29 protein-coding genes are annotated in these 16,478 nt (G+C 65.4%); all 29 read right to left on the bottom strand.

Annotated features, from left to right (window positions below; all coding sequences use genetic code 11):
• Position 1: 1 nt before the first annotated feature.
• Positions 2–316 (bottom strand): hypothetical protein, encoded by a 315-nt coding sequence (locus EO139_RS01270; RefSeq protein ID WP_126969065.1) that lies wholly within the window; start codon positions 314–316, stop codon positions 2–4.
• A 28-nt stretch (positions 317–344) separates the two neighbouring features.
• Positions 345–737, bottom strand: coding sequence for a hypothetical protein (locus EO139_RS01265; protein WP_126969064.1), 393 nt, complete (start codon positions 735–737; stop codon positions 345–347).
• A gap of 97 nt (positions 738–834) precedes the next feature.
• On the bottom strand, positions 835–1,302 hold the full coding sequence (locus tag EO139_RS01260) for a hypothetical protein (RefSeq protein WP_047130292.1): 468 nt from the start codon (positions 1,300–1,302) through the stop codon (positions 835–837).
• A 75-nt stretch (positions 1,303–1,377) separates the two neighbouring features.
• Positions 1,378–1,776 carry a phage tail terminator-like protein gene (locus EO139_RS01255; protein WP_126969063.1) on the bottom strand — a complete coding sequence of 133 codons (399 nt, stop codon included), beginning with the start codon at positions 1,774–1,776 and terminating at the stop codon, positions 1,378–1,380.
• Positions 1,773–2,198, bottom strand: coding sequence for a hypothetical protein (locus EO139_RS01250; RefSeq protein WP_241235886.1), 426 nt, complete (start codon positions 2,196–2,198; stop codon positions 1,773–1,775). Before EO139_RS01250 ends, EO139_RS01255 begins: the two co-directional genes overlap by 4 nt.
• Positions 2,179–3,276, bottom strand: a complete 1,098-nt coding sequence (locus tag EO139_RS01245; RefSeq protein WP_126969062.1) for a phage minor head protein — start codon at positions 3,274–3,276, stop codon at positions 2,179–2,181. Before EO139_RS01245 ends, EO139_RS01250 begins: the two co-directional genes overlap by 20 nt.
• A complete protein-coding gene (locus EO139_RS01240; RefSeq protein ID WP_126969061.1) occupies positions 3,276–3,632 on the bottom strand; it encodes a hypothetical protein in 357 nt (118 codons plus the stop codon). Before EO139_RS01240 ends, EO139_RS01245 begins: the two co-directional genes overlap by 1 nt.
• Entirely contained in the window at positions 3,629–4,141 is a 513-nt protein-coding gene (locus EO139_RS01235) for a DnaT-like ssDNA-binding protein (RefSeq protein ID WP_126969060.1), read from the bottom strand. Before EO139_RS01235 ends, EO139_RS01240 begins: the two co-directional genes overlap by 4 nt.
• 2 nt (positions 4,142–4,143) lie before the next feature.
• Positions 4,144–4,332, bottom strand: a complete 189-nt coding sequence (locus EO139_RS01230) for a hypothetical protein (RefSeq protein ID WP_126969059.1) — start codon at positions 4,330–4,332, stop codon at positions 4,144–4,146.
• Complete coding sequence (locus tag EO139_RS01225; RefSeq protein ID WP_126969058.1) at positions 4,329–4,901, bottom strand: hypothetical protein; 573 nt, start codon at positions 4,899–4,901, stop codon at positions 4,329–4,331. The genes EO139_RS01230 and EO139_RS01225 overlap by 4 nt, the downstream gene beginning before the upstream one ends.
• Positions 4,902–4,953: 52 nt before the next feature.
• On the bottom strand, positions 4,954–5,949 hold the full coding sequence (locus EO139_RS01220; RefSeq protein ID WP_126969057.1) for a major capsid family protein: 996 nt from the start codon (positions 5,947–5,949) through the stop codon (positions 4,954–4,956).
• A gap of 14 nt (positions 5,950–5,963) precedes the next feature.
• Positions 5,964–6,434 (bottom strand): DUF2190 family protein, encoded by a 471-nt coding sequence (locus tag EO139_RS01215; protein WP_126969056.1) that lies wholly within the window; start codon positions 6,432–6,434, stop codon positions 5,964–5,966.
• Between the two features lie 2 nt (positions 6,435–6,436).
• Entirely contained in the window at positions 6,437–7,636 is a 1,200-nt protein-coding gene (locus EO139_RS01210; RefSeq protein ID WP_126969055.1) for a DUF2213 domain-containing protein, read from the bottom strand.
• Between the two features lie 3 nt (positions 7,637–7,639).
• Complete coding sequence (locus EO139_RS01205; protein ID WP_126969054.1) at positions 7,640–9,031, bottom strand: phage portal protein; 1,392 nt, start codon at positions 9,029–9,031, stop codon at positions 7,640–7,642.
• Positions 9,031–10,599: a phage terminase large subunit gene (gene terL, locus EO139_RS01200; RefSeq protein ID WP_241235885.1), complete on the bottom strand. Its 1,569-nt coding sequence runs from the start codon at positions 10,597–10,599 to the stop codon at positions 9,031–9,033. The genes EO139_RS01205 and terL overlap by 1 nt, the downstream gene beginning before the upstream one ends.
• Entirely contained in the window at positions 10,514–11,008 is a 495-nt protein-coding gene (locus EO139_RS01195) for a terminase small subunit (protein ID WP_126969053.1), read from the bottom strand. The genes terL and EO139_RS01195 overlap by 86 nt, the downstream gene beginning before the upstream one ends.
• A 154-nt stretch (positions 11,009–11,162) precedes the next feature.
• The gene (locus tag EO139_RS01190; protein ID WP_126969052.1) at positions 11,163–11,657 is read right to left on the bottom strand and encodes a hypothetical protein; all 495 of its coding nucleotides are present in this window, start codon (positions 11,655–11,657) and stop codon (positions 11,163–11,165) included.
• 3 nt (positions 11,658–11,660) lie between these two features.
• The gene (locus EO139_RS01185) at positions 11,661–12,020 is read right to left on the bottom strand and encodes a Gp49 family protein (protein ID WP_126969051.1); all 360 of its coding nucleotides are present in this window, start codon (positions 12,018–12,020) and stop codon (positions 11,661–11,663) included.
• Between the two features lies 1 nt (position 12,021).
• A complete protein-coding gene (locus tag EO139_RS21765; protein ID WP_277601014.1) occupies positions 12,022–12,153 on the bottom strand; it encodes a hypothetical protein in 132 nt (43 codons plus the stop codon).
• Position 12,154: 1 nt separating this feature from the next.
• Positions 12,155–12,367 (bottom strand): hypothetical protein, encoded by a 213-nt coding sequence (locus EO139_RS01180; RefSeq protein WP_047130278.1) that lies wholly within the window; start codon positions 12,365–12,367, stop codon positions 12,155–12,157.
• Complete coding sequence (locus EO139_RS01175) at positions 12,364–12,867, bottom strand: hypothetical protein (protein WP_126969050.1); 504 nt, start codon at positions 12,865–12,867, stop codon at positions 12,364–12,366. Before EO139_RS01175 ends, EO139_RS01180 begins: the two co-directional genes overlap by 4 nt.
• The gene (locus EO139_RS01170; protein ID WP_126969049.1) at positions 12,864–13,379 is read right to left on the bottom strand and encodes a glycoside hydrolase family 104 protein; all 516 of its coding nucleotides are present in this window, start codon (positions 13,377–13,379) and stop codon (positions 12,864–12,866) included. Before EO139_RS01170 ends, EO139_RS01175 begins: the two co-directional genes overlap by 4 nt.
• A 631-nt stretch (positions 13,380–14,010) precedes the next feature.
• On the bottom strand, positions 14,011–14,547 hold the full coding sequence (locus EO139_RS01165; RefSeq protein WP_126969048.1) for a hypothetical protein: 537 nt from the start codon (positions 14,545–14,547) through the stop codon (positions 14,011–14,013).
• Entirely contained in the window at positions 14,537–14,785 is a 249-nt protein-coding gene (locus tag EO139_RS01160) for a hypothetical protein (RefSeq protein ID WP_126969047.1), read from the bottom strand. The genes EO139_RS01165 and EO139_RS01160 overlap by 11 nt, the downstream gene beginning before the upstream one ends.
• On the bottom strand, positions 14,782–15,303 hold the full coding sequence (locus EO139_RS01155) for a crossover junction endodeoxyribonuclease (RefSeq protein WP_126969046.1): 522 nt from the start codon (positions 15,301–15,303) through the stop codon (positions 14,782–14,784). The genes EO139_RS01160 and EO139_RS01155 overlap by 4 nt, the downstream gene beginning before the upstream one ends.
• Entirely contained in the window at positions 15,300–15,521 is a 222-nt protein-coding gene (locus EO139_RS01150; RefSeq protein WP_126969045.1) for a hypothetical protein, read from the bottom strand. Before EO139_RS01150 ends, EO139_RS01155 begins: the two co-directional genes overlap by 4 nt.
• Positions 15,518–15,763, bottom strand: coding sequence for a hypothetical protein (locus tag EO139_RS01145; protein ID WP_126969044.1), 246 nt, complete (start codon positions 15,761–15,763; stop codon positions 15,518–15,520). Before EO139_RS01145 ends, EO139_RS01150 begins: the two co-directional genes overlap by 4 nt.
• Complete coding sequence (locus tag EO139_RS21350) at positions 15,760–15,933, bottom strand: hypothetical protein (RefSeq protein ID WP_164739666.1); 174 nt, start codon at positions 15,931–15,933, stop codon at positions 15,760–15,762. The genes EO139_RS01145 and EO139_RS21350 overlap by 4 nt, the downstream gene beginning before the upstream one ends.
• On the bottom strand, positions 15,930–16,457 hold the full coding sequence (locus EO139_RS01140; protein WP_126969043.1) for an HNH endonuclease: 528 nt from the start codon (positions 16,455–16,457) through the stop codon (positions 15,930–15,932). The genes EO139_RS21350 and EO139_RS01140 overlap by 4 nt, the downstream gene beginning before the upstream one ends.
• Between the last annotated feature and the right edge of the window lie 21 nt (positions 16,458–16,478).

Raw genomic sequence — 16,478 nt, 5'->3', positions numbered from 1 at the left:
ATCAGCTCCAGGTGTTGCCAGGTTCGGGCGGCCGCTCGCGCGCCGCTGCTTGTTCTTCGCGCACGGCGCGCAGGTAGGCGTCGTCCATCGCCATGAGCATCTCCACCTCCTGCGGCAGCACGTCTCGGCATGCCAGCTGCTGCCACGCACTCAGCTCGGCGTAGGACAGGGCCTCGGGACCGCTGCGACGGCGGCCGGAGAGCAGCCAAAACCATTCCCATACGTGCGCGGCTTCTTCCGGCATGTCCACGTCCGGCGTCGGTTCCTCGAAGCGCGTGTTGCGCGCGCGTCGCGTCTCGCCCTTCGCGTCCGGCATGTCGTACCGGACGGTCAGATACGTGGCGTCAGAGATCCGCGTCTTCAGCGCTGCGAAAAAACTCGGCGCGGTTGCCCAGCTCCACCTCCAGCTGGTCGCCGATCCAGGGCAGCTCCTTCAGTACCTTGCGCAGGGATTCGTCGGTGAGCGCGGGCTTGTCACCATGGAATGTGAGGTCGCCCTGCCACTCCCAGGCGCCCACAGAGGCGACCAGCATGTCGGTGCGGCCCTGCTCCATCTTGGCGGCAGTGACCTTGCCCTTGCCCTGCAGGCGGTCGTCCAGTGCCTTGCGGCTGGCTGCGCGCACCTTCTGGTGGCTGTCGGGCAGCAGCGTGATGCGCAGGCCCACAGGGGCCTCGGTGGCGGGATGCTTGATGTCGATGGCGCGCTCGGCGGCAACGATGGTGGTCAATTCGGTCATGGGTGATCCTTTGCGATCGATCCGGGAGGTGGAGCAGGGGAAGCCGGCCGGATCAGATCCGGCTTATCAGGCGGCCGCCCTATCCCCTGCTGTTCGGTTACGGGGTGACGGGCGCCGGAACCTCGATCGGTTCCTGGTTCAGGGCCAGCGAGTAGACGTGCAGGACGAAGTCCTCATTGCGGCCGCCGGGCGTGCGTGGGCCGGCGACCAGGCCGCGCATGTACTCGGTTTCTCCGCTGGGGCGCTCGACCTTGAATGCGTAGGCGCTGGCGACATTCGGACGGCCTGCGGCGCGCATGGCGATCTGTCCCGGGTCCGCCAGATTGCGGGCCATCTCCACCTCGGGATCGCCGGCGTTCGAGATGCCCTTCCCCTTCAAGGCCACCGTGGTGTCCCAGGTGTCGTAGGTGACGATGTTGGTATTCAGACCACGCTCGCCGACGCTGCCGACCTTTGCGACAGGAACATAGGTCAACGCCTTGAACTGGGCCTCCGTGAGGTCGTTGTCCTGCGGCGTGACGCAGATGTAGAGCTTGGAACCGCTGTTGGTTTGTGCCTCAGCCATTGCTGATATCTCCTCGCGTTGGGCATAAAAAAACCCGCCACGGGGCGGGGTTGGGGAACTGCTGCTGGGCGGCTGCTACACGAAGCCGCGCCACATGATGGTGACCGGGTGCATGTGCCGCTCCGGGTCTTGGATGATGGTTGAGGTCCAGGGCATGCGGTACACGCGCATGCCGGCGAAGGTCGTGCCCTTGGCGAAGGCGGCGATGATCTGATCGGTGATGCGCGTGCCGGCCATGATCCCGCCGCCGGGGCGGTAGCACGCTGACAGCTGGCCGAAGCCCTGCAGCAGCGACGGGCCATCATCGGCCATGCCGTAGTTCTGCGTTTCGTTCGGGAACCACTGCAGCTCCAGCCATGCGCCAGCCGTCGGCGGGGTGAAGGCCAGGCCCGGGTAGGAGCACGGCAAGCCCTGCGCCGCGGCGAACGCACCGACCAGGCCCGCGAAGGCGTCGTAAATCTCGGTGTCGATCATGGGATGCGTGCCTTCACCTTCGCGGTGACCTCATCGACGATGAAGTCCCAGTTCTGCGCGGCGGCGCGCATGAAGCCCTTGCCGGCCTGCTCGTATTGCCTGCCCAGGCTGTCCTTGCCGCTGAAGCCGTGTTCCATGCGCAGCGCATAGGCTGCGGTCCAGCCGGCCCACACCGACTCGCCCAGCTGTAGGGCGGCGAAGACAAGCGCGGGATCGCCGCCCTCTGATGTGGCTGGGCCATCCTTCGACGCCACTGCCGAGTTGCGTAGGAAGCCGGTATCCACGGGCATGCGCCCGCCCCTGCCCTCGGGCGTGTTCGCTTGATCCATCACCGCCTGCGCGGACTCGCGAAAGATGGCCTCTTGCCGCTGCTTCGCCTTCTCCGCGAATGCCCGCACCTGGTCACCGAACTTGCTTGCCACGTAGCACCTCTGCCGTCATGTCGATCCGGTACTGCTTCGTGCAGCGGCAACCGACGATCTCGTCTGCGCCGGCGCCGAGGCTTGTGTCTCCCGGGTAGTTCATCCGCGCGCCGCTGGGCGATTCGAACGGCTCACCGAACATCCGCCGCTGCCCGTTCATGGCCTTATGCGTGTGTCGCGTGCGCTTGTCGCCGGTGTCCGACCAAGTGCCGATGACGTTCTCGGCAGCCAGCGCGCCCGATTCGATCTGCTGCCGGTAGGCCTCTTCGCGCCCAGCGTTCATGCTGCTGATCGATTCGGTGCGGGCGATCATCTCGCCGCGCAGCTGCAGCAGCCGGTCGGCATAGCGCCCTGCGATCTTGTCGATGTCGGCCTGCGACACCGGCTTGCCGGCGGCGATGGCGCGCTTGACGATGCCGTCCAGGCGTTTGTCCCTGCGCTGGCGCCTGAAGTACTTCGCCATTTCCCGTGGGTCGCCGCTGGCCAGCTGCTGCCGCATGTTGATGACGAACTGGCCCTGCTGCGCCGTCAGCCCGACCATGCCGCCGCTGCGCCTGCCGTTGGCGCCCACGCGTCCCACGATGTCCAGGGCGCTCTGCCGAGGGTTCTGCCCCGCCGTCATGCCCTGCACCAGTACGCCGCGTATCAGCTCCCGCTGGTCGTTGACGATGCCGGTGACCAGCTTGGACGACGCCTCACGCAGCCACCGCTCCGCTGCTGGGTTCCGCAGGTCGAACTTCGGGCGCAGCGCCGGCGACTGCACGGCTGTCCTCGGGCGGTAGTTGCCGGTGATGATCGGATCGAGCGACAGGCGCATCCGGGGCATCTCCGAAACGCCCTGCTGCCCGCCGGCGCTGTACGCGCTGCGCAACGCCTCGGCCAGATCGGCAAACCGCGGCTCGTCCAGCCCCATGACCGTCAGCACGTCATCTACCCGCCCGGCCTGCAGTAGGTCGGTGATGAGCTGGACGCCCGTCTGATTGGTCACCTCACGGATGGCACGCAGGAACGCATCGCGGATCGCCGGCTCCAGCCGCGTCGCCAGCTGGTCAAGTTGGCGGGCGGTCGTAGCAGCCATCAGCGTCTCGCATGGAATTCGTAGAGCAGCACCTGCCCACCAGGGGACAGAGGCTGCAGGTCAATAAAGGTAAACAGATCGTTACCCAGCACGATGCGGTCGCTCAGGGTGGGCACCGTATCGATCGCGGTGCTGATCAATCCCAGCTTGTCGCCCTTGAGCACCAGGGTGGCGTCCCGATTGGTGAGGCTGTATTCCAGCTCCACCACCTTGCAGTCGTGCTGCGTGGCTGGGCCCGGCTGCGGGTTGTGCGGCGGTCCCGTCGGTGCACCTGCGCGCTGCAGCTGGGCGGCGAAGCCGTAGCGATCGATCAAGCGCGTGGCCGTGGCCTGCAGCCGGTCATAGAAGGCGCTCATACGACGAACACCGCAGGGCCGATGGCTGGCATCCGCAGCAGTGGCGCCACGATCTCATCAATGGCCGGCACCAGCGGCCGGTTAGCAGGCTGCCCAGCAGCTCCGCTGTCGGCGTAGGTCACCTCGATCGGCCCCACCTTCTCCCGGGTCACCGCCTCGGATGCCACGAAGTCGGGGGATAGGCTCCCCGGCCTGGCCAGCTCCCGCAGTGCCGCCTCATACGTTGCCCGCTCCACCTCGCCCGGGATCTCCTCCGGACCGATGAGCGCGCCTGCGTTGTCGGTTGCACCGGTGCGGGGCCACTCGTTGGGCTGGCCCCGCCCTGCGGTACGCACGCCAGGGAACATGGACTGCCACCGGCCCGAAAGCAGCAGCACCCGGTACCGGCCGTCGATGTAGTCGGTCCCGCGCACCAGGGCTGCCGTGCGCGCAGCCTCGCTGCCTGCTGCCCAGGCGGAATTGCCCCGGGCCAGGTGATAGTCGTCTGCTCCTGCCAGCGTGCCGTACATGGTCAATCCTCGTCGGGAGCAGGCGCGGTTGCATCGGTGACTGCCAGAACGCCTTGGTCGATCCAGGCGCGCACGGCTGCGTTTTTGCTGTGCACCTCCCAATCCTTCACGGTGGTCGGCACGCCTGGCTCGAGCGGGGTTCCGTCAGGGAAGTGGAACATCGCACGAGACGTGTTTGTGATCTTGATCATGCCTTCTTCTCCTGTACGTTCTTCAAGGCGGCCTGCAGCGCTTCGACCGATGCCCGCCGATCCTTCTTGATACCAAGCGCAGCAAGTTCAGCAATCAGCGCATCCTTGTCGTCAGGCGCAGTGCCCTCCCCCGTGGATTCACCGGTGTTGGTGTCGCTGTCGGCATCCCTATCGGGCAAGCCCTCGATTCCTTCGCTGCTTGTCGCCAGATCTGCCTTCATCTGCGTGATCGAACCCAGCAGCCGCGCTTCGCGCTGGTCTTCCGGAAGAGCATTCCACTCGTCTGCAGTCAGATTGGAAGCCTCGAATGCATGGCGAACCACGTCGCCCAACTGGACGTTGTGCGCATCGTCGTCCGTCAGCGGGATGAGGGCGGGCAATTTGTCACTGGCATAGAGCATCGGTGGAACTACGGATTCGAGCTTGAGGAACCCACACCGCTGATAGAAAGGCAGCATCTTGGGATCCACGTCGAACTCACCCTCACCGCGCGCCGGCAGGCGGCCCTTGGATCCGTCGGCAAGCTGAATATGGTGCGGCGAGTTGGTGTGGTTTTTGATCTTGTGCACGTCTGTTTCCTTGTCAGGGGTGGCCCCGCGCTCAGCAGGGCCACCCGTCAGGTCAGGCGGCCGGAACCGGCGTGATGCCGTCCAGGTAACGGATACCGGGCTTCTTGATATCCAGCTGCCCGATACGGCCCATGCCCGGGACCACGAAGTTAAACGGGCCGTCCTGGTAGATCGGCCAGAACCGATACGCCATCGGCATCGGTAGCTCCAGCACGTCGGCGGTGTTGCGGTAGGCGACCAGACGACCACCGCCGGCAACACCGACCGTTGCGGCACGCGAAAGCGCCGGAAGCTCGCGCAAGTTCAGTGGACGACCGGTGCGCCGCGTGTAGGCGTTGCGCGTCTGGACGTAAGAGGCGATGGTCTCGTTCGGCGAGGTGACACCGTACGGAGTCTCCTCGATGTACTTCATGGCCAAGGGCGGCAGGAGCACCGTGTCAGCCAGGAGCGAGGTCAGGATGCCGTTGCCGGCGTTGACCGGACCGATCACCGCGTTGTTGATGTCCGCGACGATCTCTTCGGGAGTCTTGTTGCCGGTGCCGTCGTTCAACACCCATGCCGAGCTCGGTGCGCCAGTTCCGTTGGCCGCGGCCGCAATCGGTGTAACCGCCGCAGAGTTGATGAGACCCGTCCAGCCCTTGAGCTGCGCGCCGATCAGTGCCGATTCCCAGATAAAGACTTCCGAGGCGAAGCGTGCAGCTTCAGCGCGGCGCGCAGTCAGCGGGAAGTTGGAGAACTGGGCCTTGCCCACCTCGCCGATGTTCCACTGGTAGCCCACGGCGTATTCCGCGAAGGTGCTGGTGACGATGTTGAGGTTAACATCGGCCAGCGGGATGTCCTTGGCATACGTGGACTGGAACTTGGCCTCACCGACCTTGTCCATGATCAGCGTGTCCATGCCCGCCGCCCACTCGGGAATGTTGGTGTTGATAGGGATGAGCGAACCGTAGTCCATCTCGGCGTATTCGATCTCGTACACCTGCGTGTTGAGAACGTGCGACTGCTGGCGAGCGAAGCTGAGCACCGCCGCCTGATCACGGATATCCATTGTGTTCCTCCTGATTACGCGGCCGGAGCTGCGGGGGTGCGGCGCAGACGAATCTTCACCACGCCGTTGGCGGCAGCGGTGCTATCGAACTCAGCGCCAGGGATGAGGGTGCCGCTTGCGGTGTTGCTGTAGCCCTTCGCGGCGTCGTCCCAGTAGACGAGGCCGCCGGCCGTGCACGCACCGCTCGCCTTGGCCCAGATGGTGCCCATGTCACAGATGGGCAGGTTTGCACCGAGCGGGTATTCCTGAGCGGCGTCGACCGGGCCGTCCACCACGGTCACGTCCTGCTCGGTGATGCCAAGGAACTTGCCGGTGGTGAACTTGTTGGCCTGGTCGTCAGCAGTGCCGCGCTGTACAGGGTGGCCGAACCCGATGCCGGCAACCTGCGCAATGCGGGTGATGGTGTTCCACTCTTCCGAGTTGGCGCGGCGACCGGCGGTGCCGGGCAAGGGCTTTTCGGCCCAAGTGGTCTGGAGCATGGGCATGATTAGGCCTCCTTCTTGCGGTTGAAGCGGTCCAGGGAGCGCTGGTAGGCCTTGTCTTCGAGAGACTGGGCGTCGTTGGCGGAGATGCGTGTGGCGCCATCGCTCAGCGCACGCGCCACCGGGTCGGTGGCTTTAACGCCGTCCGCGAGGATGTCGAAGCGCGCCTCGATGTAGGCGTCACCCTTGCCGGCGATGGCGGCGTCGCCGAGCTTGCCGACGACGGCCGCCTTGCGGACGTCCGCATCGCTCTTGCCGCGATAGTCAGCGTCGTGGATCGACTTGGCCGTGGCCAGCAGGTCACCACGCGCCTGCACGCGTGCATCCAGGGCAGCGGCGTCCAGCACCTTGCCCTTCAGGTCGTCGATCGCGGCGTCGCGCTTGGCAATCTCCGCATCCTTCACCGCGAGGGCTGCGGTATGGTCGGTTGCCTGGCGCGCGGCAACTGCGTTGGAGTCGGAGAGCTGGCGCTGCAGCTTGTCGATGGCGATGGCGCTGGCGTCGGTGCATTCGACCGGCAGCCCATCGACCATGACGGTCCGGGTGTTGGTGTTGCTCATGGTGTTGTTCCTCGTTGGGTTGTCGGCGCGATCCTTTCCACCGGGGGCGCGCCCATCCCCGATGCGAAGCTCTTCCGCAGTGGGCGTTCCCCAATGCGCGTCCCCGATGCGGGTGTTGCCCGCCCGGGGGTTGTTGTCTGGCAGGTAGGCCACGTGGTTGAAGCGCAGTGGGCTGGCCTGGCGGTACTGGTAGGGCGTGCCGTCGGGAGCGATGCCCTGGTCAGCTACGACCTGCACCGAGTAGCCGGCGGACAGCGAGCGAGCGCCGGCGGACACCTCCTTCGCCGCGGCTGCATCCATGACTGCCATCGGTGCCACGACATGCTCGCCATCGCGCACGACCCGGCCGCCTACCTGGCCGACCGTCAGTTCCTTCCAGTTGTCCGCGGTAACGCCGTTCGGCGGATGGCCGCGGGTGACCGGGCGCCCGACGAGCGAGCGCATGCTGTCCTCCTCGAACACCGTGTTCGGGTCGCGGTAGACGCCGTACACAGCGGACGCCTCGTCGCCAGTGAGGCCAAGCTCCCGACCGAGGTAGTGCTGCACGTTGCCCGCCCGGCTGACCTTTGCGTCCCCGACCAAGAAACCGTCACGCGTGTAGGAAAGACCCGACGCGTCGAGCGTCAGGCTGTCGAAGATCTCCATGGTTCATTCCTCTTGCTGCTGCGACTGCTGCTTCGCGCTGCCCTGCTGCGCCGTCTCGGCGGCCAGCGTGGCGGCCGCCATCTCTTCCTCGGCCTGCTCTTCCTGCCAGTCGGGGTTCGCCTTGATGAAGTCGTCCATCGCCGATTCCAGGCCAGGCGCTACGCCCGCCTCGGTCAGCATGTTCACCGCCACCTCGGCCAGCACCTCGTCGGGAATGAGCTTGGTGTCGGCCAGGGTCTTGATCGTGTCGGCCGTGGTCTTGCCGTTGGTGGCGCGCTCGGTGTCGCTGGTCTGCCACAGGCTGCGCCAGCTGTAGAACACGTCCTTCGGTCGGCTGCCGAGCGCCGAGTAGATCAGGCACTCATCCAGCACCGACATGGCCGGCGTGTAGATGAGTTCCTGGCCTGACTTGATGCGGTCGTAGTAGTTGCGGATGTCGTTGTCGCCGGTGCTGTTCAAGCCACCGGGCGACTGCCCCAGCAGACGCGTCAACGGGATATCCGCCGCGCCCGAAACCTGCTGCAGGAAAGCCAGCATCACGTCGACCAATCCGCTAAAAGACGCCGACTTCTGCGTGTACGTCTCCTCCCCATCCAGCACCAGCATGCCGTTGATGCCCTTGGCCATCGCCGCGAGCTGAAGCCGCTGGAGCAGCTGCGCCTCATACGCTGGATCTGCCAGCTGCGACATAAGGTTCGGGATGTTCAACACATCGACCTTCGCCTCGAATACCAGGCTGGCGATGTTGGCGCTCGTGCCGTCCGCCTGCTTTACCGCGTCGCTGATCGACATCAGGACCGAGTCGCCCCAGCCGTCACCGTGATCGATATCCGGATCCGGCCGATGGGCACCGTGCAGGATGACCAGCCGCGAGGGATGAATCTCGACCTGGCCGGCGCGGGCTGAGGTGAGCCTGTAGAACGCAGGACGACCGAAGGTTGGCGACTCAGCGTCGCGATCCAGCTCGCCTGCGGTCAGGATGCGCTTGGTCAGCACGTTGAGGTGCTTGATGCCCTCCTTCCTCAAGCGCGCCGGGTCCAGGGGCTTGCTGACATCCGACTCGCCGGTGCCGATGTAGATCGCAGCGCCACCGAACAGCCGCGCCTTGGTGTGCGCCTCCAGCAGCTTCACCTGCAGGCCCAGGCGCTTCTCCTCCGCCTCGAGGTCGCTTATCTGAGTCTGATCGGCATTCCACGTCCGCCAGTTGCGGCAGCCGTCGAGCGCAGGGATGTCGATGATCTTCCGAGCGAGCCACGTGCCGCGGTAGGCGTTGCTGGCGTCCAAATCACTCAGCGGCGCGAGCGCGTAGTGGCTGTGCACCGCCTTGTCGCGCCCAGTGCCCAGGTTGGCCACGAGATTGACCAGCCCGTCTTTAAATTGTGCGAGCTTGCCCATCAGAGTGCGTTTCCAAGGTTGTAGGTGCTGCCGGTGACCAGCTCAGCGAATGCGCCAGAGAGCGCGTCCACCTGGTCGTCGTGTTTGGCGTTGGGGAACTCGGCGATCTCCTCGAGGAAGGCCGCAACCCAGGGGCCGCTCACCAGCTTGATGTTCCCGGCCTCGGCCTGTGCTTCCACCGGCGTCGCTCGGACCTCCTTCGATCCGGATTCGAGCGCAGCCTTGATATCCCAGCCCGCCAGCAGCTTGACCTGGTGCGCGGCATTCGACTTGCCGGCGGCGCCGGGATCCTGCGGGATGCGCACCTTGATCGTCCGACCGTCCTGCCGGGCCGTGTTCGTCAGCATCCGCTCCACGCCGGCGGGCGACACCTGGTCGCGGACGACATCGAGCACGTAGTAGATGCCGGCGACCTCCCCCAGCAGCAGGCCGACCGTGTAGTCCGGGTCGCTGCTGGTCTTCTCCTTCGGATCGGTCGCCGCGAAGTCCCAGCGCCGAACCTTGCGCGCCGCCGAGATAGCCGGCGCTGCTTCCACAACCTCGAACCATTCCCGCTTGAACGTGCCGCCATCGCGCGGCGTCGGCCGCTGCTGGTACTGGCCGGCATATGCGTAGCTGCCTTTCGCGCGCTTCAGTCGATCGACCTCGGCGCGCGGGAAGCGCTCCGGAAACAGCAGCTCGCCTTCCTGCGTGCGCGGATCCTCGAAGAACAGCTCCCCGTCGATGTACGTCCGGCACGGCCCGCCCGTCTTCTTGCCGTCCTTGTCTATCCGCTCCTCTTCGAACTCCATCGGGAGGTTGAGGTGGACGAAGCCCAGGTCCAGCTCCATCGCCACCGCCGCAATATCCCGCTGGTGCAGGCGCTGCATGATGATGACCATGGCCGACGACGTGATGTCGTTGAGGCGGTCGGTGATGCCCTCGCGGAAAATGCGGACTGCGGTCTTGCGCTCGGCCTCGCTTTCGGCGGTTTCGGTCGAGTGCGGATCGTCGACCTTGACCCGGTCGCCGCGGCCGCCGGTCATTGAGCTGAAGGGGCGAGCCTCGCTGAAGCCGTTGCCGGTGTTCTCGAACTTGCCCTTGGCGTTCTGGTCGCCGCGCAGCTTCATCGGCCAGGCGGCCTGGTACTGAGCGCTGTCGATGAGGCGCCGCAGCTTGAGGTTGTCGCGCAGGACGTTCGGCTGGCTGTAGGAGGTGGCCAGCGTCTGCAGGTCCGGGCGACCGCACGGCCCCCATTCCCACGCCGTCCAGAACACCAGCACCAGCGACTTCATCATGCCGGGCGGCACGGTGATCAGCAGGAACTGGATGCGCCCTTCGGTGACAGCCTCCAGGTGCTGGCACATCGCTCGCAGCGCCCAGCCGATCTTCAGCGGCCTGGTCGGCTCCAGCACCCGCCAGTGCTCGCGGATGAAACCCTCCAGCGACTGCGAGCGCGCCCTGATCCCCTCGACATCCTCGGCAATGCGCTGCCGCTCGCGCTCAGCTGCCCGCCTGGCCCGCTCCGCCCGGATCTCCGCCAGCGTCGGCAAGCGGACCGAGGATCTGTTCAAGGCGGTCGAGTTCATCGTCAGTGATCTTGCTCAGGTCGTAGGTGCCGATCGCGCCGGTGTGATGCCGCTTCTCGACCAACAGCCCGGCGAGCTTGCCCTTGCCCATGGTCGCGGTAACCGCGGCGCTCAGCTGCTTCTCCTTCAGCGCCATGCGGCGTGCCTGCTCAAGCTCAGCCATCAGGCTGTCGACGGTCACCTCGGCCTTGGCCGCCATCCGCTTCTGCCCCGCGCGCACGGCTGCAGCGACTGCAGGAAGCTTCAGCAACCGCGAGCCCTGTTGCTTGGCGGTCTTCTCGCTGTACCCGGCGCGGATGGCCGCCTGGGCTGCGTTCTGGTCTTTCAGGTACTCGGCGACGAAACGCTGGATCCTGGGCGTCAACTTGGCCGATGCACGCGTCTCGGGCTTGGGTTTCTTGTTGGGCATGGGTTTGGCCCTCCGGGTCGGGCCGAGATCAGGTGAGTCGATCGCTACCGCCGACTGGGCGCTCTGGGAGGATTCGGCGGTGGCGCAGGCCTGGCACCCTTGGGTGGTGGATTGCTGCCCTTGCGGCCAGCTTCCGGATTCCAGTAGGACAGGCTCACGGCATCACCTCGGCTGGTTGTCTGAGGGCTTGATATCGGTCAACGGCTTCGTCGCGCTCGGATTGGGCGAGCTCACAGGCTCGTACAACTCGCGCCGCGCTTGCCCCGCGTAGTCGGTCTTGTTCAGCAGCTTCTGCGGCAGCGGCGGCACCACCGGACAGACGGTCGGTTTCACAACCGGCCCACAGCCGCCGAACCCGGCCAAGCTCGGAGTCACGGCCAGCAACAGCAGCCGCAATGCGCGCGTCGTAGTCAGCATCGATCTTGTCCTCTCGGGTGGCGGCCTTGTCGCCGGCTTGCTGTGCGGATGCGGCCTGCTGGTGTTCGGTCGCCCGAGCTGCCTGCTCACCTTCCAGGGCGCCGAGGGCGGCCCCTGCCTTCTGCTCGCTGGTGGCTGCCTCGGCCTTATCACCGCGCCAGGCCCAGCCGGCGCCGATCATGGCGGCCGACCACAAGAGTGCGGCGATGATGGCGATCGCTATGCGATTCATGGCTCAACCGGCCAGCTTGTCGCGCAGCCGGAAGCCCAGCAGCGGCCAGATCTTCGCCACGGCGTTCTGGCGAGCGATCTTGCGGCCGATATCAGGGTCGAAGTTCTCCGGGCTGGCGCAGGCCGACTCACCGGTGACAGTGAAGCCATTGCGCAGCCGCAGGACGCAGAAGGTAAGCAGCCGCAGCTCACCATGCACCCCGGCTACGACAGCCTCCGGATTGCAGTGCGCGGCGGCCTGCACGCCTTCCTCGGCGGTGAAGAAGTACTGGCCGCTGATCTCCGCCTCGATATCGATCGGCGTCACGCGTGGCGCGGTCAGGCCCTTGGCCTGGATTTCCTGCTCGATGCTCTTGTCGTCCATCTCAAACCCTCGTGTTGGTGTAGGTGATCCAGATCCATGCCAGCGCGGCCAGCAGCAGGCCGCACAAGGTGGCGATCAGCCAGCCGGGTGGATCGCGTGGAGGCGGCAAGCCGCGGTCCCAGTGGTCGGCCATGTCAGGAGCCAGCCTCTCGCTGCGCCCGGTAGTAGTAGCCACCGATGGCACCCATCAACGGCCCCAGATTGCCCAGGAGCAGCATGAGCACGTCTTTATTGCCCGCAGGGATCTCAGAATTGACGAGCACAGCGATGGCCAGGCCGTAGAGCAGGAAGACGATCAGCGCGATACCCAGCCGGGCTGTGCCCATATTCCTGGTGATGAAGGTCATGGCGAACCCGCCGATGCTCCCATCACCAGCTTCATGACCAAACGGCTCACCGCCCGTTTGTCGCGGTCGGTGGACAGGCTGAAGTAGTCCCACCGGAACTCCTGGATGATCGAGCCGAATTCCACCCAGTCACCTTTGCGGGCCGCCGCCCATAGCTCGCTGCTGCCGCGCACTGCCTCGGCGCCGATGATGTCGGCGATCGCGATGATGTAGGGCAGCGAGGGGCGCATCTCCGGGTGGACCGTCAGCAGCTCGAAGAAGCGCCCGCGCAGCATGTGCTGCGCGACCATCAGATCCTCCGTCAGCTCCAGGGTGGCCACCTGCTCACTCTGGTCGCGCAGCTCGATCGCTCGGCCGTAGCCGAGCCGCATCACGTTGTGACCGTCGCGGCGCGGGCGCTGCGTCAGGCCCCACACCTCTTTCAGCAGCACGACCGCCTCGTCGCGCGATTCGCGCTCGACCTGCAGCAGGCCTGCATCGTCCAGGTCCGGCATCGTCATGCGCTCCCGACCTTGCCGCCTGCCTTCGTATACGCGGCGATGAGCTTTTCGATCTTGTGCTCCGGCTGGCCGTAGCCGGCGCCCGGCAGGCTTGCCCACAGGTTGCGGACCTTGGCCACCGCTTCAACGAAGCGACCGGCCTGGATGTCGGCGATCGCGCGGCGCTCCTTGATCAGCTGCAGCGCCCAACGGTCCTGCGAGAGCGGGCCGAAGTCCGGCAGCTTCAGCAGGTCGCGGTAGTGCGCGTAGTCCTTGAGCATGAACTGGTAGCGGCCGGACGCGTTGCTGGTCAGGCCCTTCGAGTTGATCGCCTTGGACTTCCGACCACTGGCGAACGGATGCCGGGAATAGTCGGTGAAGATCTCCGGCTTGCGATCGGCGCCGGTGACGATGACGTCATACCCGGCGTTCTTCGTGGCCGGGCTAGTGGACGTGCCCTCGGAATGCGCGAGCATGTCCAAAAAGGCCACGACATTGCGGCCACCAGCTTGCTCAGGCGTGATGACCGGCATGGTCACATCTCCAGGTTGAATAGTTGGCCGGTTACGGCTCCGGCAGCTGCCTTACACAGCCGATTCCCGGGCGTCTCACGACGATGCCGGCAGGCTGCCGCGCAGCCGGATGGCGGCGCAGCAAACGCGAATAGGTGCCCGTCCCGCGGTCCAGCGAGGCGCATTGCTTGATCTGGCGAGGGGATCGGGCGAACTGGCGCGGGCCACCGGCAGGTTCCGGTGCTTGCCCCGAATCAGCCCCCGTTTGGCTGATCCGGACCCGCAGAAACGCAAAAACCCGGCGCTTGGCCGGGTTTTCGAGAGGGAGTTTTTGACAGTTGCAGAATTAGGTCATTTGAGTGTGCAACTTGTCAAGCATCTTGATTCGGTTGGAAGTCAGCCAGCTCCCACTCACGTCGGATTATGTAGACCGCCGGCGTTCCATTCGAAAAGTTACGTCGCGCGCATTTGTACACCTGAGGCTGGACCGGACCCCACTCCCAAAACTCCGAAAAATAGTGCTCGGCGTCGGTGCCACTGAGCTCTAAGAACTTGTCCAACCTCATCAGAAGCGAGACGTGTCCCCCCTCGACTCGCCAATCGCCGATTGGCAGTCTGTTTAGCCAGCTGAAATCTGCCACCGCTGCTCTCCCTAGGCCGCCAATCGGCCGCCCATGAAGTCTATCCCGCGCTGCAGCTCCCGGCGGTACTGCCAGATCGAAAGCGAACCTTGGTACTGCTCAGCCACAACCCTGGCCTTCACCGCCTGGCTCGCCGCCATGGTGAACTCTGTGCGCACCACCAGCACGCGCAGTGGGAACTGCCGAGACATCGAGGCCAGGGCGCGGTCGATCCAGCGCAGGTCGTCGGGGATGCCGATGTCGACGGCAACCTCCGGATTGTCGTGCGGCCTGTCGGCGTCGTTCCTTGCCCGGATCGGATCGACCGCCCAGGACGGGATCTCGCCCAGCCCTTTCAGTCCAGCCTGTTCGGCCATGAAGCGCCGGCGCTGGCGACCGTCTCGCTCGACCAGCTCGCAGAATGCCTGCTCCACCGTCTTGGGTGCATAGTCCTTGGCGTTTTCAAGCACGTGCCGACTGCGGTCAGCGCGGCTCAGGGTGTACCGGTTTGCGTGGGCGTATCCCCAACGGCGCAGCTCATCGAGCAGCGGATCTTCATTACGCCGCATGGCGAAATTCCTCCAACGTTTCATCATCCAGCCGGAACTGGGGCAGCCTGCCGTCGTCCTGGCACATCCCCATCTGCCGGCTCTCGTTGCCCTTGCAGTGCACGATCGCCAGCGTGCGGTCGCGGCAGCTGCAGAATGCGCACAGGCCGCGCTTGCGCACCGCGGCGCTGTAGCGCTTGCGCAGCAGTTTTTCGTAATACGCCTCCGGCCGGCTCAGGTTGGTCGGGTTGAGGGTCATGCAGCCAGGGCTCCTGGCTGCGTCTTCTGCTCGTGCCACAGCGCCAGCAGCAGGGCTTCGGCGCGGCCGTCGTCCTTCTTTCGCTGCAGCTGCGCCGCGGCAGACGGGAACCGGCGGATAGCCAGCTGCCGCGATGCGTCCTTGTTCTGACCGATCAGCCCGAAATGGCGCTTCCAGCTCTGCGGCTCGGCCAGGCTGAAGGGGATGCCCATCACCTCGAGCACCGCCTTCGCCTTGGCGTAGCTCTCGCCGAAGTTCATCGACGACTGCGCGCCGGCCTGCCGGCCGTCCTTCGGCGGCATCGCGCGCACCCGCTCCACGCAGCCGGCGAATGTCGCGCCGGGATGCTGGCTGCGGATCTCTCGGATGAAGACCGCGATCGCACGCGCATCCACTTCCTGCTTCTTGCCGACCGCCATCGTCGGCATGTCGATGATCGGCCCAGCCTCACCATCGATCAGTGCGGCAACAGCGCCCGACATGCCGGGGTCGATCCCGAACACCACGCGCAGCGTCATCGTGCACCTGCCTTCAGCGCATAGGCCTGCTGCGCCCGCTCGCGTGTGCTGGCGATCGCCTTCTGCTTGCCGGCGGCGACGCGCCGCTCCACCTCGGCAATCGTCTCGGCGCCGTCGCGGATTGCATCCAAGCAGCGCGCATAAGCCGGATAGGCTCGCGAGAACTCGGCGGCGCTGGCAAACACCTTGCCTTCGAATCGGATCGGGGTTGCAGTCATGGCTGCTTCTCCAATTCGGTCAGCAGCGCGTCGCCCTGCTTCACCGACTCGTGCGCGATCCACTCGCTGACCTTCATGTCTTTCACGGCCGCGTGCCGCGCCAGACGGTTGTAGCCGTCCTCGCTCTGGATGCTGCCGACGATCCCCTGCATTGCCGCCTTGGCGAACTCCTCGCGCTTGGTCAGACGCTCCACGCGCTGATCGCCGTTCGAGATCAGCTTCGCTGATTGCTGGATGCTCATGCCGCCCTCCTCCGCTCTTCATCGGCTTCGTCCCAACCCTCGCGCCACGCTTCGCGGAGCAGCGCGCCCTCCTCGCCCATGGCGTACTTCGGTGAATCGTCTCGCCTCTTGCTGGCTTGACGTGCGCGGTGGCCGGCGAGCCGGGCGTTCTCGTACGTTTGCTGGTTCAATTTTCTGTCTCCTGACGTGGTACTGGCTGGAATTTGTGGTGGCATTGCTTCGCAGCTAGGTAGGCGTCTCGGGCGCCCTCCTCGCTGTCGAAGTAGCCGAGGTGGTGTGGCATCCCATCGACCCGAATCGAGGCGACCCATCTGCCGTCTCTGAAGCGGTAGACCCCAACAAACTTGGAGGAAACTCCGTTTCCACTTCGCTGGATCTGCTTGGCCCGGTTCTGCTGGTTTTGACCCGGAGATGCCTCGCGCAGATTGGCGACACGGTTGTTGCGTCGATCACCGTCGATGTGATCGATCTGCTGCGTTGGCCAAGCTCCGTGCACGTACAACCAGGCCAGCCTGTGAGCTAGATAAATGCGACCATCAACCTGGATCTGGATGTACCCGCGCGCCTGAGGGGTTCCGGCTCTCTTTCCGATCAGCTCTCGTCGTTTGGCAAATCGCCACACGAACTGGCCGGTTTCCAAGTCGTAGTCCAAGAGCTCCCGCAGTCGCAGCTGCGTCAGTACGCCTTCAGTCATGCCGCCCTCGTGATGTTGAGT

This window comes from Xanthomonas sp. BRIP62411, from assembly GCF_003993525.1.
Lineage (GTDB): Bacteria > Pseudomonadota > Gammaproteobacteria > Xanthomonadales > Xanthomonadaceae > Xanthomonas > Xanthomonas euroxanthea.
This window is presented reverse-complemented; position numbering and strand designations above follow the sequence as displayed.